The sequence below is a fragment of the Streptomyces sp. NPDC088733 genome (assembly GCF_044751185.1).
In the GTDB taxonomy this organism is placed as follows: domain Bacteria; phylum Actinomycetota; class Actinomycetes; order Streptomycetales; family Streptomycetaceae; genus Actinacidiphila.
On sequence record NZ_JBIVLH010000009.1, the window covers coordinates 74,087 to 89,028 of the forward strand.

Sequence of the window (14,942 nt, forward strand, 5' to 3'; positions counted from 1 at the left end):
GACTTGAGAAGCATCCGGACCTTCGGTCGCCCCCAAATCACTGGTGGTCGGTCAGAACGCGGGCGACCTCGGCAGGATGAGCCAGGTGGGGGAAGTGGCCGCCGCCGTCCAAGACGATGATGGAGACATCGGGCAGGGCTTGACGGAGCCAGGCCTGGTATTCCGGGTCGGGCGCGGCGCCGGCGACGTAGCGGTAAGGGGTGCCCTGGGCGGCGATACGGGCCAGACGGGCGGCGTTTCGTTCTTGCAGCGTGGACGGCGGGGTGGCCAGTAGTTCGTTCCAGTAGCTGAGAAGCAGTTCCTGCGCCGGAAGCGCGTCGGGGCTCGCCATGTCCCGGGTCTCGGGAGGCAGCGTGTCGATGCCCATGCGGCTGAGCAGGCCGTTCCAGACAGTGCCGTAGTTCGGGCTGCGCAGGAGGTGCTCGTTGCGCTGGAGCATGTCGGCGAAGCCTCCGACGCGCAGCGGCTGGTCGATGTTGACCACGCCGCGCACCCGGTACGTCGCGGCGTAGGCCGTGGCTATGGCTGCGCCGAGGGAGTGTCCCACCACCACGGGTGCTGCCAGGCCGGCTTCGGTGACGGCCTGGTGCACCATCGCGGCGACGTCGTCGAGTCCGTGCCGCTCCCGCAGTGGCGAGTCCCCGTGTCCGGGCAGGTCGAGGACGAGCACGCTCCGACCGGGGTCGGAAAGCTCGAGAGCACGCAACACCGGCCCCCATTGGCGACGGTCGTAACTGAGGCCGTGCAGCAGGACGAGCGGCGGCCTGTTGTCCGGCTCGCCGTGGCGCTCTGCTCGCAGACCTGCGTACGTGATCACGTGGCGTCTTCCTCCTGTGGCGGGTGCTGTCCACAACAGAAGGCGTAACGCAGCGGCGAACGAATTGTGCGTGGTGGGCGTCACACCTGCCAGCCGCCGGGTCCGCCGGGAGCCGGCTGGTAACGGAGGAGGCGTCCCGTCCGCAGGGACGCCCGCAGGTGGGCGCCCGCGAGAGGCGCGGCGGCTTCAATGCGCTCGATGGTCCTCCACAGTGCCCGCGTGGCGCTGACGCGTGCGCGTTCGGCCTCGTTTCCGTGAGCACGGGGGCGCCCGCTGAGACCAGCGGCGCGCCGGAGCTCGGCGAGGAGCGCTCCACGCTCCGCCTGGACGGCTGCCGCGGCGTCGCTATCACCGGCCCGGTCGGCGGCATCAAGCTGATCGTCAAGCGCGGCGAGACGCCGGCGGTAGGAGGCGCGGGCCGCATCGTCCAGCAACGGATCAGTCGGCGGGACCGCCAGCCCGGAGCCGCCCGCAACCAGGTCGAGCGCGAGGATCTCCTGGCCGGGCACCGCCAACAGCGCACGCAGGTAGCGTGGTCCGCGCCCGTCGGGCACGCGCGCTGTCTCAGCGCCGGCCTCCAGCTGCCAGTCGCGTCCATCGGGTAGCCAGCGCCACTGGTCCGCGGGCGCAGGAACCGGCGGCAGGGCTGAGAGGAGACCGCCCATGCCCAGCCGTGTGGCGATCGACCGGGCCCGGTCGACGTCCTCGCCGGCTCGTTCCCGGTCCCCGGGCCGGCCACGCCGTGTGAGTACCTCCGCGCGCGCCGCCAGGGTCCAGGCGAGCCAGGGGAGCGTTCCGAGGCGACGGGAGAGGTCCGCGGCCTCGTCCAAGTGGCCGAGGGCATCATCCGGCCGGTCGAGGCGTGCTGCCAAGCGGCCCAGGTAGTCGTCGACGGGTCCGGTGATCGTGTTGGCTCCGCCCCACACAACGAGTCGTCCCTGGTAGGGGAGCAGCGACTCGTAAAGGTCGGTGGCGGCCACCGCGCTCCCGATACGTGAGGCGACTGCCGCGAGGTCTGCCAGTGCGCCGATCCATCGCGGGCCGGTGCCGGCGAGGACCGACGGCAGCAGCCGTTCCAGCTCAAGGCCGGCCTCGACGTCGCGTCCGGACTCGAGCATCGACCGCGCCGCTGTCGCCTCGAAGAAGTGCCCGGGCAGTCTGCGGGCCATCCTCTGCCATGGCTCGACGCGGGTCTCGGCACGGCCTCGCATGACGTCCAGCTGATGTCGCACCGAACCGGCCAGCCGTTCGGTGTCGCTCACCCCCGCCTTGCGGCCGGCAACGAGCACTTGGTGTGCCAGTGCGTCAGCCTCCTCGAACCGGCCGCGAATCGTGGCGAGCATCGCCTGCCGCGCCAGTGCAACCACGCGGGCATCGGTGCGACCGGCCTGTTCCGCGGCGCCCACGTAGACGCTGAGTGCCGCCTCGGCCGCCGTCAGCTCCCCGGCCTCGGCATGCGCCACGAAGCGCCAGAACAGGCCGCGGCACTCGGCCGCGGCGTCACGCGCCCGCCGGGCCTCTGTGACGATTTCCTCGGCCGTGGCCAGACGTTCCGCCGTGGCGGCCGGGTCCCACAGCGCGTGCAACCGGCTGTCGAGGACCTCAGCAAGAGTGCCCGGGTCACCGGAGGCCCGGGCCAGACCGAGAGCCGTGTTCGCCAGGTCGCGGCGACGCGCGGCAGCCGAGGTGTCGGCGAGCAGCTCACGCGCGAGCCGCGCCAGGACCCGGGCGCGGTCGCCCGGCGTGAGCGGCCGCTCTGCTGCCGACTCCAGCAACCGGACGAGCCCGAGATCGAGTTCGAGGAACTGGGCTCGCGAGGGGGCCACCAGTGCGAGATGAACCACCGGGTCGACGTCACCGTCGAGGCCCGAGAGCTGCCCGGACAGGCGGAGCGCGTGACCCGGCAGCCCGCCGGAGACCAGCCACAGTGCGTGGACGGCGTCGCGCGGCAGTCCGGGCACCAGCGCGGCAAACTCCGCGCCCGACAGACCACCGAGCCTCAGCTCGGCCGCGCTCCCGGAGTACTCCCGCGCAGTGACCAACAGCGCGCGCGGAGCCAACGGCACCTCGGAGCCGAGGCCTATGAGATCGGGCTCCTCGACCGCGCCTACGTCGGCCAGCACGAGCACCGGCTCGTCCGGACGGCCCGGCGACGTACGGGGCGCGGCCTGCGCGCGGTCACCCGCGTATGCGACACGGATCCCTCGATCAGCGGCCAATGCAGCGGCGGCCGCCAACAGCGCGGTCTTCCCCACTCCCGAGGGGCCGGTGATGACCAAGCGCTCGCTGAGCCCGGCAGTCAACCGGTCGAGCAGAACCCTGAGGGCCGATAGCTCTCGGTCACGACCAATGAGGGACATGCGCCAGCTTAACCGGCCGCGACGTGAGGCGTCCGATGGGTGATGTGGCGTTGTATCTGCGGACCTCGACGACCACGCTGGTCAAGCCGCGCAGGCTGCGTAGTAGGACGCCTTCGCCCCGGTGTGCCGCAGGGTTGAGGCAGCGCAAGGCGTGGAAGCGGCTGGTGCACCCATGCGAAGGCACTCTTAACATTGAAGCTGCTGGCTTCTGTACAGCACTTTCGGGGCTGCAGTGACGCGCGCATGGCGGGCCGGGTATCGGCCTCGTCCTCCACCGCTGAGTCGCACCGCGGACTGTTTCCCCTGGCGCAAAGGAGAACCCCGTGACCCAGAACCCGACGCCGATCGACCCCGCCGACCTGCCCGAACCGATCACGCGCTACCTGACAGGCCGCGCCGCCAAGGACGCCGCCGCTGCCGCGCAGGGCTTCGCACCGGACGCCACTGTCACAGACGACGGACACACCTATGAGGGAGCCGAGGCCATCAACCTATGGCTCCGGCGGACCGACACCGAGTACACCTACACGGTCACGCTCGCCGGCGCCGAACAGGACGCCCACAACCGATACACCGTCCACCAGCACCTCGAAGGGAACTTCCCTGGAGGTAAGGCCGACCTGCGCTGCCGTTTCGTTCTGGCCCATGGGCTGATCAGCGAACTGAGCATCGCCCCCTGACCGGCCGCCCGCCATCCCACATACACCCGGCCCCCTGGCTGGGGTGGTGGGGGTTCGTCGCGTGAACGCCCGGCGGCCGGACGCCTGCTTTCGGAGAGGACGACCTATGGGTCGGCATGACCAAGCGGGAAAGCGGGACAGCGCAGAGGACGATCCACAGTGTTGCTCTGCTGCGGAGGCTGCTGGAGAGGGCCTGCTTCTCCTTCTATGCGTGACTCGCCAATGATGACAGGACGCACTGGCCGAGGAAGGCCGCTGATGCGCCGGCCTGATATTCATCGTGCTATGCGTGCGCGAACGCAGCGTCAGCGATGTCACCTGGCGCAAGTCCCGTAGTCTGACCTGCTTGGCGGAACCAACAGCGGCAGCCCTGTGGCAGACCCGCCCCCGTTGCTACCCGCGAGGCGTCGGCTAGCCGACGGCGGATCACCACCGCATCAGCTTGGTCGTGAGTCGTCAGCCGCCATGGATTCCAAGGCGACAGCTCTCGCCATGCACAGTTCTCAGCTTTGTGCAAAGTTCAGCAGGTCGGCGTTGAACCGTTCGGCGAACTTGGGCACCATCGCCAGCCCATGCGGGGCTCCCTCGTACACCTTGTATACCGCTTCCCTGACCAGCTTCGAGCTCTTGGCGCCCGCAGCCACGATGGGGACGATCTGATCGTCGTCACCGTGCACGATCAGTGTCGGCACGTCGATCTTCTTGAGGTCCTCGGTGGTGTCCGTCTCAGACAACGCTTTGACACAGTCGTAGGCCCCCTTGATACCTACCGTCATGCCCCACAACCAGAACTCATCGCGGGTGCCTTGGCTGACGGTCGAGCCTTCGCGGTTCGCGCCGTAGAACGGGCCACTGAGGTCCTTGTAGAACTGAGACCTGTCCTTGGCGACGCCCTCGCGGATCTCGTCGAAGACCTCGATCGGGAGGCCCTCGGGATTTGCCTGCGTCTTCAGCATCAACGGGGGGATGGCGCCCAGCAGGACCGCCTTGGCCACCCGTCCCGTCCCGTGCCGCCCCATGTAACGTGCGACCTCGCCACCACCGGTCGAATGCCCAACCAGGATGACGTCGCGCAGGTCGAGTCCCTCGATCACGGCCGCCAGGTCGTCGGCGTAGGTGTCCAGGTCGTTACCGTCCCATGGCTGGCCGGAACGCCCGCCGCCACGACGGTCGTGGGCGACGGCCCGGAAGCCGTGGTCGACCATCCACTTCATCTGGGGGTCCCAGGCGTCCGCAGTGAGCGGCCACCCGTGGGAGAACACGACGGGCTGGCCGGTCCCCCAGTCCTTGAAGAAGATCTGGGTTCCGTCCTGGGCTGTTGCATACGGCATGATCCTGAGCCTTTCTCGCTCCAGTGGGAAGGCGGGGTTCCGAAGCGTCGCCAGTCGGGCCGAACCCAGAGAGTTGGGAAGACTGCCACTCTCGAACGGTAGTCTGGCGGCCAGGTCGTGGCACCTTGAAGATGTGCCCCCCTGCCGCTCGCGGGAGGTGCGGTTTTGTCGACCGGCTTCACCGGGTAAGACGAGCCGCCGGCGCTCCGGTGACCAGGACGGCGGCAACCGGATCTCCTCGTCATGGTCCATCAGCAGCGGGAAGCGGTCGTGCCACCACATGCCCTGCGTCGAGGACCGGCTGCTCTGAGGGCTCTGCGGTTTGATCGGCCCTATCGCCGCGAGGTACCGGGCATCCCATCGCTCGATGACGGTCTGACACAGCGCCCGCAGGGCGGGAGTGAGGAGGAGCAAGGCCGCGTCCAGCCAATCACGGCAACCGAGATCGCTGTAGTACTCCCAGATCCATGTGTCACGCGAGCGTAGCCCGGGCACGCGGACAGGCGTGGTGGCGGCCGGGATACGAAGCCGACCACGCCATGCACGCCTGTGGCCGAACCGGGCGGTACCTGCCCGTCCATCCCTGCTGACCGTAGTCGCGCGGCTCAGCCGGGCGAATGACGCTACGGGGCCATGGACGGCCGCGGAGGCCGGTTGGGACCCCAGAGCCTGCGGGTCTGGGTATTTTGGTGTACCCGCGATGACAGGAGAATAGGGATTTATCCCAATGTCGCGAGCGGTTGTACCTGACACCATGACTGGAAGCTCGGACGCTTGCGCAACCAGATTGGTTGTCTCCACAGCCCGAACTTTGCGATTTCGGAAGTTCTGATCTATGGGAGCGGTGGGCATTCATTTGTGTCCACCGACTTAACTCGGGGATTTTGCATGACAAGAGAAATAGCTGTACGCCGACGACGTGCCTTGCGGCGGAGTCCCGGCGTGCTGGTGGCCGCTGGTCTACTGGCAGTTGCCGGTGCGGTCGCCGTTCCTTTCACCGCCCAGGCCAGTGGCGGGCACGCTCCGGCGGACTTGGCACGCCAGGGGGACTTCGCCGCCGCGGCGGCAGAGTTCCACGTGCCGGCGCGGGTGCTGCTGGCGGTGGCATATCAGGAATCGGCATGGGACACGCACGCCGGGCAGCACAGCGTGAGTGGCGGCTACGGTCCGATGCATCTGACGGACGTGACGCCTTCGATGCTGGCCGGCGGTGACTCGGGGACGGCCGGGCGTAGGGACGTGGCGAAGCTCGCCGCGGATCCCGCGCTCCACACGCTGGAGGCGGCCGCGAAGCTGACGGGCCTGCCAGCGTGGCAGCTGCGTTCGGACGCGGCGGCCAACATCCGCGGCGGCGCCGCCCTGCTGGCCTCTTACCAGAAGGCCACGGCCGGGGACACCTCCGCCGATCCGGGCGACTGGTACGGCGCGGTGGCCCGTTACAGCCAGTCCGCGCAGCGCCAGGGCGCCCGCGCCTTCGCCGACCGGGTCTTCGCCACCCTGCACCAGGGCGCCGTGCGCACGACGGCGGACGGCCAGCGAATCAGCCTGACCGCCGGCCCGCAGGTCCGGCCCGCCACCGGCCAGTTGGCGAAGCTGCACCTGGCGTCGTCAGCGGCGACGGACACCGAGTGCCCGGCCACCGTGAACTGCACGTTCGTTCCGGCCGCCCCGTCCAACGGGCAGGTGTCCAACCGGCCCGCCAACGGCATCCGGATCGACTCGATCGTCATCCACGACACCGAGTCCTCTTATGCCTCGGCCATAGCCACCTTCCAGGCCCCCGGCGGCAGCGCCTCGCACTACGTGATGCGGTCGGCTGACGGCGCGGTCACCCAGATGGTGCCGACCAAGGATCTCGCCTTCCATGCGGGCAACTACTCGACCAACATGCACTCCATCGGCATCGAGCACGAGGGGTACGCGGCCCACGGCGCGACCTGGTACACCGAAGCCCAGTACCAGGCCACCGCGGACCTCGTGACGTACCTGGCCGGCCGCTTCGGCATCCCGCTGGACCGGCAGCACATCCTCGGCCATGACAACGTTGTCGGTCCGACGTCCGCGACGGTCTCCGGCATGCACTGGGACCCGGGCCCGTCCTGGGACTGGGAGCACTTCATGGATCTGCTCGGCGCCCCGGTCGCAGGCGGGCACGGCGTCGGCGACTGGGGCACCGTGGTGACCATCGCTCCCGGCTTCGCGGACAACCGGCAGACCGTCCAGATCTGCCCCTCCGACGACCCGACCGGCGCCACCACCGCCTGCACCAAGGTCACCCAGCCGTCGAACTTCGTCTACCTGCGCACCGCCCCCAGCGACACCGCACCGCTGTTCGGCGACCAGGCGATCCACTCCGGCGCCGCCGGCACCGACCGCATCAACGACTGGGGCAGCACCGCCCAGGCCGGGCAGCAGTTCGTCGTCGCCGGCGAGGACGGTGACTGGACTGCGATCTGGTACAGCGGCTCCAAGGTCTGGTTCCACAACCCCGGCGGCGTCAACACCGTCCCCGCGCGTGGCGTGACCATCATCCACAGTGGCCAGACCCCCATCACGCCGCCGGTGAAGGTCTACGGCTCCAGCTACCCCGATGCCGCCGAGTACCCCGCGGGCCTGTCTCCCTCCACTCAGGCGCCGCTGAGCATGTACACCATCCCGTCGGGCCAGGCCTACGTCGCCACCTCAGCCCCCGCCCTGACCGACGACTACTTCAAGTCCTCCGGCACCGTCGTCTTCGGCGCCAAGAAGATGTACACGATCCAGTACAACCACCGCACCGCCCTGGTCTACGCCGGCGATGTGACCGCGACGGCCAGTCCGTCGCAGAACGCCTCCAGCTCCGGTCGCTGAGGAAGTACCCGCCGGGGGCGGGCCCACGAGGTATGACTTCCGGGCCCCGCCCCCGGCACCTGCACCATCGATCCACAGCACGACCTTGGGAGCACACCCGTGCGGAAAGCACTCCTGTCCGCCGTACTCGCCACCACCGCCGTACTCGTCACCACCACCGCGCTCGCCGCCTTCGCCGTCGCGCGTTCGCACGGATCCGAAGCCGGCGAACAGGCGGACACCGCGAGCGGCCTGCGCGTCGGTGCCACCTGCTCGTCCGACTTTGCCTTTGCCGCCGATGTCTCGTGCGGGTTGGCGCGTTTCGGAGATGTCCGTCGGCACTGCCCCGCTACGCGCACCACTCACTGCCCACGGACCCGCTCGGTGACGCTGAAGAACACTGGCCGGACACCGGTGCAGCTCGTGGCGATCAGCGGTTCGGCGCCCGGCGAACGCCACGAGACCGTCTCCCGCACCCTCCGTGCCGGCGCGTGGGAGGTCATGGGGCCACGAGCGGGCGACTTCTTCCTGCTCGACATTGTCCTGCGCTCGGACAGCGGCCGGGCGAAGGTGACCGTCACCGGTCTGTCCTGACCCCTTCCCCCACGCGACTGGAGATGTCACAGGCCCAGCAGCGCCTGCTCCACGACCTCCGTGAGAGCGGACTGCTCGTAGCCCTGGGCATTCAGCGGAATTGGGCGATCTGGTGTCCGGTGGCAGAAGGGTGACGCTGGGTCGAGTGAGACCAACAGCCCAGCTCTACCGTGATGAGGCCACTTCGAGCGAGGCGAACTCGGTGTCGTCCATGCCGTCGTGGGTGCGCCGTACGCGGCGGCGGTCGTGAGCCCATGCCACAGCGCAGGCGGCGAAGTAGAGGAGGCTCAGAGGGGCGGCGAGCAGCAGCATGGTGAGTGGGTCTGTGCTGGGTGTGGCGAGGGCGGCGAAGACCGTGATTGCCATGATCATGACGCGCCACCAGCCGGACATCTGCCGTGCGGAGATCACGCCGCCGAAGTTCAGCAAGATGAGGAGGAGGGGGAGTTCGAAGGAGAGACCGAAGACGACGATGAAGCGGGTGGCGAGGTTGAGGAAGTCGTCAACCGGGAGCATGTTGGTGGTGTGAGCGGGTGTGAAGGAGATGAGCACCCGGGCCGTGGTCGGCAGGAGCCAATACGCCAGGGCGGCTCCCGAGAGGAAGAGCGGGATGCCGGCGCCCAGGAATGCCAGGGTGTACTTCTTCTCATTGCGGTGCAGCCCTGGAGCGATGAACGCCCACAGTTGGTAGAGCCAGACCGGACTCGCTGCGATGACGCCCGCGGTGATCGACACCTTCAGCGCGAGAGTGAAGGGGGAGAGCAGGCCGTTGATGGCGATTACTCCGCAATGCCCTGCCAGCGCCGCTCCGGCCAGTTGGCCGGGGGTGCAGTCGGGCAGGGGGGCGATGAGGAATCCGACGAGTTGCTTGTAGAAGAAGGCAGCGCCCGCGGTGACGAGGAGGATCGCTCCGACGCCTTTGACCAGGCGGTTCCTCAGTTCGCGCACGTGGTCCAGGAGGGGCATCCGGGCTTCTTCATGCGGTGTGGGGGGCATGGAGGGTCTCGGTTCCTCACGCGTGGCGCAAGCCGCACGTGATCGGTACGTGGTCGGGGTCAGTGCTCGACAAGGACGTCCTCGGGTGGGGTCTTCTGGGAGGCCGCGTGGTGGTCGGGCGTGGACTGCAGGGTGGGGGTGGGTGACGTTCGTTCTCCGGTGTTCTCGCGTTGCATGGCCTTGGTCTCGCTCTTGAGGATCCGGAGCGATTGTCCGAAAGAGCGGGCTATGTCAGGGAGTCGTTTGGCGCCGAACAGGAGCGCTACGACGGCGAGGACGAGGACGATTTCGGGAGCTCCGAGCCTGCCGAACATGGAGGGTTTCCTCTCTGGAGGGTGAGGTGAAAGCCGGTGTGGTGCCGTGTTATCGGTGGAATGAGGGCGCTGCGCCTGGCGAGGAAATGGCCTGTTGGGGGGCGGGGAGGCGGGTGTGGTGCCCTTCCTGGCACGCGTAGGCGCTGCTTGGTCAAGCGGGGCCGTCCGTCTGCCGGGCAGACGGGCCGCTGGTCGCGATGGTCGGCCGGGGCTGCTCGGCCCTGGGGGTGATTGCCAGTTTCGTGTCGGGGGTGGAGAACGGTTCGACTTCGAGATCGAAGTCGGTCACTGTTGTGGCGAGGTCCAGGGCCTCGGCAGCCAGCAGGTTCTTGTGTATGAGCGTCTTGGGGTTGAGGTCCTCGATGCGCAGGTCCTGGAGCTCGGGCGGGAGTTCGCTCCGGATGCTCACCTGCGCGCTCTGCGAGAGTTCACGTATCCGGCGCAGGGTCCGTGTGGCGTCCGACACCATCTTGGGGAGTTTGTCGGGTCCGATCAGGATGATGGCCAGCACGATCAGGGTCACGAATTCGAGAGGTCCGATGTCGAAGAACACCTGGGGTTCCCGTCTGGGAGCTTGTGGGGTGGTGCCCCCCGACCTCCGACGAGGGAGACCGGAGTGTGACTGTCGGGGTGCCTTGCTCGTCTCGATCCCTTGCCCGCCGGGCGGCCCCGGCGGGCAAGCTGCTGGTGATGGGGTCAGCGAATGAGGCGGGCGAACTTGCGAAGTTCTTCGGTGAAGATCTTCGGCTGTTCGAAGGCGGCGAAGTGGCCGCCGCGCTTGGCCTCGTTCCAGTAGACGAGGTTGTGGTACGTCCGCTCTCCCCAGATCTTGGGCGCGGTGAAGATGTCCTTGGGGAAGATGGTGACGCCCACCGGCAGGTCGAGTTCGTGGCGGATGAACGCGGAGGCGAAGCTCTCCGCGTACAGTCGGCCGGCCGACGCGGCGGTGCCCGGAAGCCAGTAGAGCATGATGTCGTCGAGCATCTCGTCGTAGGACCAGATGCTCTCCGGGTTGTGGTTGCTGTCGGTCCACAGGCCGAACTTCTCGTAGATCCAGGCGGCTTGGCCGGCAGGGGAGTCCGTCAGGCTGGTGCCGATGGTCTCGGGCGAGGTTCGCTGGACCGCGCTGTAGGCGGTGCCGTTGGCCTGGAAGTCGGCGATCTGCTGGAGGACCTTCTGCTCCTCAGGGGTGGGCGTTCCCACCAGCGGGGCGTCGAACAGGACCGGCAGGTTCAGGTGGACGCCGATGAGTTCCGTGGGCCACAGCTTGCCCATGGCCGTGGTGACGCTGGCACCCCAGTCGCCACCCTGGGCGATGTACCGGTCATAGCCGAGGCGGCGCATGAGCTCGAACCATGCCTTGGCGATCCGCATGACGTCCCAGCCGTTTTCGGTGGGCTTGTCGGAGAAGCCGTAGCCGGGGAGGGAGGGGATGACAACGTGGAAGGCGTCCTCGGGACGGCCGCCGTGGGCGGTCGGGTTGGTCAGCGGGTCAATGACCTTGAGGAACTCCACCACCGATCCCGGCCATCCGTGGGTGAGGATGATCGGTGTCGCGTCCGGGTGAGGGGAGCGCACATGCAGGAAGTGGAAGCCGAGCCCGTCGATCTTCGTGCGGTACTGCCCGAGGCTGTTGAGGCGCCGCTCCAGGCGGCGCCAGTCGTACTGGGTCTCCCAGTGCTTCACGAGCCTCTGGACGCGGTGCAGGGGGGCGCCCTGCGACCAGTCCTTGACAAGCTCCTGCTCGGGCCAACGGGTGTTGCGCAGCCTGTACCTCAGGTCCTCCAGCGCGTTCTCGGGAACGTGCAGGCGGAAGGGCGTGATGGCCTCGGTCGCCGGGCGCAGCTTGCCCAGCCCGACCGGGTTTCGCTCGCTCGCCGCTGCGGGCGACGCCTGCGACATCGTCCAGGGCAGCGGAGCTGCGACCGCACCGGCAATCGCTGCCGTTCGCAGCACGCCGCGACGGGTGAACTTCCCTCCCCGGCTCTCGGGTGACTGCCTGGTCGTTGCGTCATGACTCATGGAGATCTCACAGGTTCTCTCGGGGGTGCGACGCGCCCGAACGGGGCTCTCGTCGCGTGGTGGGTGCCGGACGCTGCCGGCGGCGGCCCGCGCGTGCCTGGGCCGGTGAGCGCAGTCGATTGCGGTGGCTGCTCTCGTCGGCCGCGGCGTTACACGAGGGCCGGTTGCCGCTTCCGGATGGCTGCGGGCAGGGACAGCACCAGGACGGCGGCAGCAGCGATCAAGGGCACCAGCAGGGCTGCGTGGTAGCCGTGCATGGCGCCGTGGGCGCCGGGGCGGGCAACGGCCTGGTTGACCGCCGTGGTGACAGCCACCAGCAGGGCAGTACCGAACTGGGCCGATGACTGGAACAGGCCGCTGGCAACGCCCTGCCGCTCGGGTGCGACACCGGCTGTGGCGCTGATGCTCAGCGTGCTGAAGCACACGGCAAAGGCGATGCCGATGAGGGCGAACGTGGGGAAGAGAGCCGGCCAGTAGCCGGAGGTGAGACCGAGGGGAAGCAGCAGGCCGTAAGCCACGACGGTGAGCACGAGGCCGAAGGAGAGGACGCGGGGGACTCCGAAGCGGCCGATCAGCTTCTCCATCCGGGGAGCGACGAACAGGCCGAGAACGCCGCAGGGCCAGAATGCGGCTGCGGTGGTCAGGGCGGACCAGCCGCGGGTCTCCTGCATATAGAGGGTGGCCATGAACTGTGCTGCTGCCCAGCCTCCGACGAACGCCATCACGCCGAGGTTGGCGCGGACCCGCGGCCAGGAGGCCAGCAGACCAAGCGGGAGCAGCGGTGACTGCTGTCGGCGCTCGATGGCCACGAAGACAGCCAGCAGGGCAACGACGGCCAGCAGTGAGAGCAGGGTGCGCGGAGCACCCCAGCCGACGCCCGGGGCCTCGGTGAGTGTGAAGACCAGAAGCAGCATGGCGAGGGTGATCGCAGCCGCCCCGGGAAGGTCCATGCTGCCGCGGCTACTGCTACCACGGTGGTCAGCGGGAATGAGCCTGGGCGCGGCCAGCAGGATCAGCCCCGAGACGATGGTGGGCATGATGAACACCCATCGCCAGCCGACCTCACTGAGCAGGCCACCGGATATCAGACCGAAGGTGAAGCCGGCCGCCCCGGTGGAGGAGTAGATGGACAGAGCCCGGTTGCGCACCGGTCCCTCAGGGAAGCTCGTCAAGATGATCGCCAGGCCCGCCGGCGCGGTGAAGCCGGCGGATACACCCTTCAGGAAGCGGCTGGCGATCAGCATCGTGCCGCTGGTCGCGAAACCTCCGAGTCCGGACATCAGAAAGAACACGATCAGTGCGATCAGGAACACCCTGCGGCGTCCGAGGAGGTCAGCCGCGCGGCCGCCCAGCAGGAGGAACCCGCCGAAGCCCAGAACGTAGCCGGAAACCACCCACTGGAGCTGGCTGATCGACATGTGCAGCGCCTGCTGCACCGTAGGCAGCGCCACTGCGACCATCGAGGTGTCCAGTGCGTCAAGGAAGAACGCGGCACACAGGACGGCCAGCAACCCCGCGGCAGCGCCGCCCAATTTCGCGGATGTGGCTGCGCTTCCTGCCACTGAAGTCTTTTCTGCAGTACTCATGACGCCGAATATAGCGTCGATACATGGAGCCGATACAAACGTTTATCGGGTGAGCGTTGTCACATTCGACGCCGAGCGGGAGGCGAGTCGGGCACTCGCGACACAGGGTCTGGTCAGGGGTGGCACACCCGCGGGCGCCCGCCGGTCATGAGAATGGAGCGCTGATACATCATGTAATGTAGCTGCATGTCAAAAACCTCTGCCCGTGATCGCCTCCTGCTGGCGGGAGCCCAGCTGCTGGAGCAAACCGAGGTCGGTGACGTCTCCACTCGCGCCATTTGCGAGCTGGCCGGCGTGCAGGCGCCCACCCTCTACCACCACTTCGGGAGCAAGCAGCGGCTCTTGGACGAGGTGGTCAGTCACGGCTTCCGTGACTTCCTGGCCACGCATGCGGCAGAGGACGCATCCCCGGACCCCCTCCAGGCGATCCGTGATGGATGGGACATCCATGTGCGATTCGGTGTCGAGCATCCGACGTTCTACGCCTACATCTATGCCCGTGTGAGCACAGGAGCCCGCTGCGGCGTGGTGAGTGAGGTGGAGGCGATGCTCCTCAAAGCTCTCGAGCCGGCCGCTCGGCAGGGCCTGCTGACCGTGACCCCCACTGTTGCCGCTGCGGAGATCCTCGCGGCAAGTACGGGGGTGATCATGACGCTGATCACCACGCCTGAAACGGAACGTGACCCGCTACTGTCCACCCGTGTGCGTGACGCGATCCGTGTGGCGGTGACCGTTCAGCACCCGCAGGAAGGCGGCGGTCAGAGCGTGACACCAGCTTCTGCAGCGGTGGCACTGTTGTCCGTACTGGACGACGCCGACGCGGTGCTGAGCGACACGGAACGGGCCCTCCTTCGCGATTGGCTGGGGCGCCTCCTGATTCCCAAGGAGGGTGTCGACGCTTGATCCGTGACTGACTGGGCAGATTCAGTCGGTCGCCGCAACGCCCTGGTGAGTCGAGAAAATCTCGATGAGCTGAGGTGGTTCGCTTATGCGTCCATATCTGACGGTCGAGTAACGGCAGTTGGCGTTGCGGCTGAAGGTCAGGGGCTGTCCTTACGGGAGATCGGCCTTCAGGTGGGCTGCTCGCACCAAGCAGTGGCGCTGATCGTGAGCCACGCGGCGTGGCGGCCGCTTCGCTGGGATGGGTGGGTTCCCGGGCCGGGTCGGCTGACGCTGGCTGACCGGGAGGAGATCACCCTGGGCCTGCATGCTGATGATTCGTTCACCCTGATCGCGGCCCGGCTGAACAGGGCGACACCCACAGTGTCGCGGGAGGCCGCCGCGAACGGCGGCCGCGTCGAATACCGGGCGTGGCAGGCGCCTCAGCGCGCTCGCGAGCAGGCTCGGCGGCCCAAGACCAGCAGGCTGGGGTCCGTCGAGCTCGACGCCGAACACAGACTATCGACTCGACTC

12 protein-coding genes and 1 pseudogene are annotated in these 14,942 nt (G+C 68.1%); 5 read left to right on the plus strand and 8 right to left on the minus strand.

Annotation, left to right across the window (positions count from 1 at the left end; translation table 11 throughout):
• Positions 1-37: 37 nt before the first annotated feature.
• Together ACIP64_RS18320 and ACIP64_RS18325 are read right to left on the minus strand one after the other, a co-directional pair.
• Positions 38-817 carry an alpha/beta fold hydrolase gene (locus ACIP64_RS18320; protein ID WP_401587502.1) on the minus strand — a complete coding sequence of 260 codons (780 nt, stop codon included), beginning with the start codon at positions 815-817 and terminating at the stop codon, positions 38-40.
• 80 nt (positions 818-897) lie between these two features.
• Positions 898-3,177: an AAA family ATPase gene (locus ACIP64_RS18325; protein ID WP_401587504.1), complete on the minus strand. Its 2,280-nt coding sequence runs from the start codon at positions 3,175-3,177 to the stop codon at positions 898-900.
• A gap of 323 nt (positions 3,178-3,500) precedes the next feature.
• Here ACIP64_RS18325 and ACIP64_RS18330 point away from each other — a divergent pair, with 323 nt between their 5' ends.
• The gene (locus ACIP64_RS18330; protein ID WP_401587507.1) at positions 3,501-3,857 is read left to right on the plus strand and encodes a nuclear transport factor 2 family protein; all 357 of its coding nucleotides are present in this window, start codon (positions 3,501-3,503) and stop codon (positions 3,855-3,857) included.
• A gap of 503 nt (positions 3,858-4,360) precedes the next feature.
• On the opposite strand, the gene ACIP64_RS18335 is transcribed toward ACIP64_RS18330, so the two are convergent.
• On the minus strand, positions 4,361-5,188 hold the full coding sequence (locus ACIP64_RS18335) for an alpha/beta fold hydrolase (protein WP_401587991.1): 828 nt from the start codon (positions 5,186-5,188) through the stop codon (positions 4,361-4,363).
• Positions 5,189-6,076: 888 nt separating this feature from the next.
• Here ACIP64_RS18335 and ACIP64_RS18340 point away from each other — a divergent pair.
• A complete protein-coding gene (locus ACIP64_RS18340) occupies positions 6,077-8,038 on the plus strand; it encodes an N-acetylmuramoyl-L-alanine amidase (protein WP_401587510.1) in 1,962 nt (653 codons plus the stop codon).
• Between the two features lie 99 nt (positions 8,039-8,137).
• On the plus strand, positions 8,138-8,611 hold the full coding sequence (locus ACIP64_RS18345; RefSeq protein ID WP_401587512.1) for a hypothetical protein: 474 nt from the start codon (positions 8,138-8,140) through the stop codon (positions 8,609-8,611).
• 165 nt (positions 8,612-8,776) lie between these two features.
• Here ACIP64_RS18345 and tatC read toward each other — a convergent pair whose 3' ends face one another.
• The 5 genes from tatC to ACIP64_RS18370 form a co-directional block, all read right to left on the minus strand.
• The gene (gene tatC / locus ACIP64_RS18350; protein ID WP_401587515.1) at positions 8,777-9,577 is read right to left on the minus strand and encodes a twin-arginine translocase subunit TatC; all 801 of its coding nucleotides are present in this window, start codon (positions 9,575-9,577) and stop codon (positions 8,777-8,779) included.
• Between the two features lie 89 nt (positions 9,578-9,666).
• Entirely contained in the window at positions 9,667-9,921 is a 255-nt protein-coding gene (gene tatA / locus ACIP64_RS18355) for a Sec-independent protein translocase subunit TatA (RefSeq protein ID WP_401587517.1), read from the minus strand.
• 151 nt (positions 9,922-10,072) lie between these two features.
• The gene (locus ACIP64_RS18360) at positions 10,073-10,474 is read right to left on the minus strand and encodes a Sec-independent protein translocase subunit TatB (protein WP_401587519.1); all 402 of its coding nucleotides are present in this window, start codon (positions 10,472-10,474) and stop codon (positions 10,073-10,075) included.
• A 143-nt stretch (positions 10,475-10,617) separates the two neighbouring features.
• Complete coding sequence (locus ACIP64_RS18365) at positions 10,618-11,877, minus strand: epoxide hydrolase family protein (protein ID WP_401587522.1); 1,260 nt, start codon at positions 11,875-11,877, stop codon at positions 10,618-10,620.
• Between the two features lie 215 nt (positions 11,878-12,092).
• Entirely contained in the window at positions 12,093-13,529 is a 1,437-nt protein-coding gene (locus tag ACIP64_RS18370) for an MFS transporter (protein ID WP_401587525.1), read from the minus strand.
• A gap of 186 nt (positions 13,530-13,715) precedes the next feature.
• Between ACIP64_RS18370 and ACIP64_RS18375 the strand changes: the two genes are divergently transcribed.
• Positions 13,716-14,432, plus strand: a complete 717-nt coding sequence (locus ACIP64_RS18375) for a TetR/AcrR family transcriptional regulator (protein WP_401587527.1) — start codon at positions 13,716-13,718, stop codon at positions 14,430-14,432.
• A gap of 204 nt (positions 14,433-14,636) precedes the next feature.
• Positions 14,637-14,792, plus strand: a pseudogene (locus tag ACIP64_RS18380) (helix-turn-helix domain-containing protein); the annotation flags it as partial.
• Positions 14,793-14,942 lie beyond the last annotated feature (150 nt).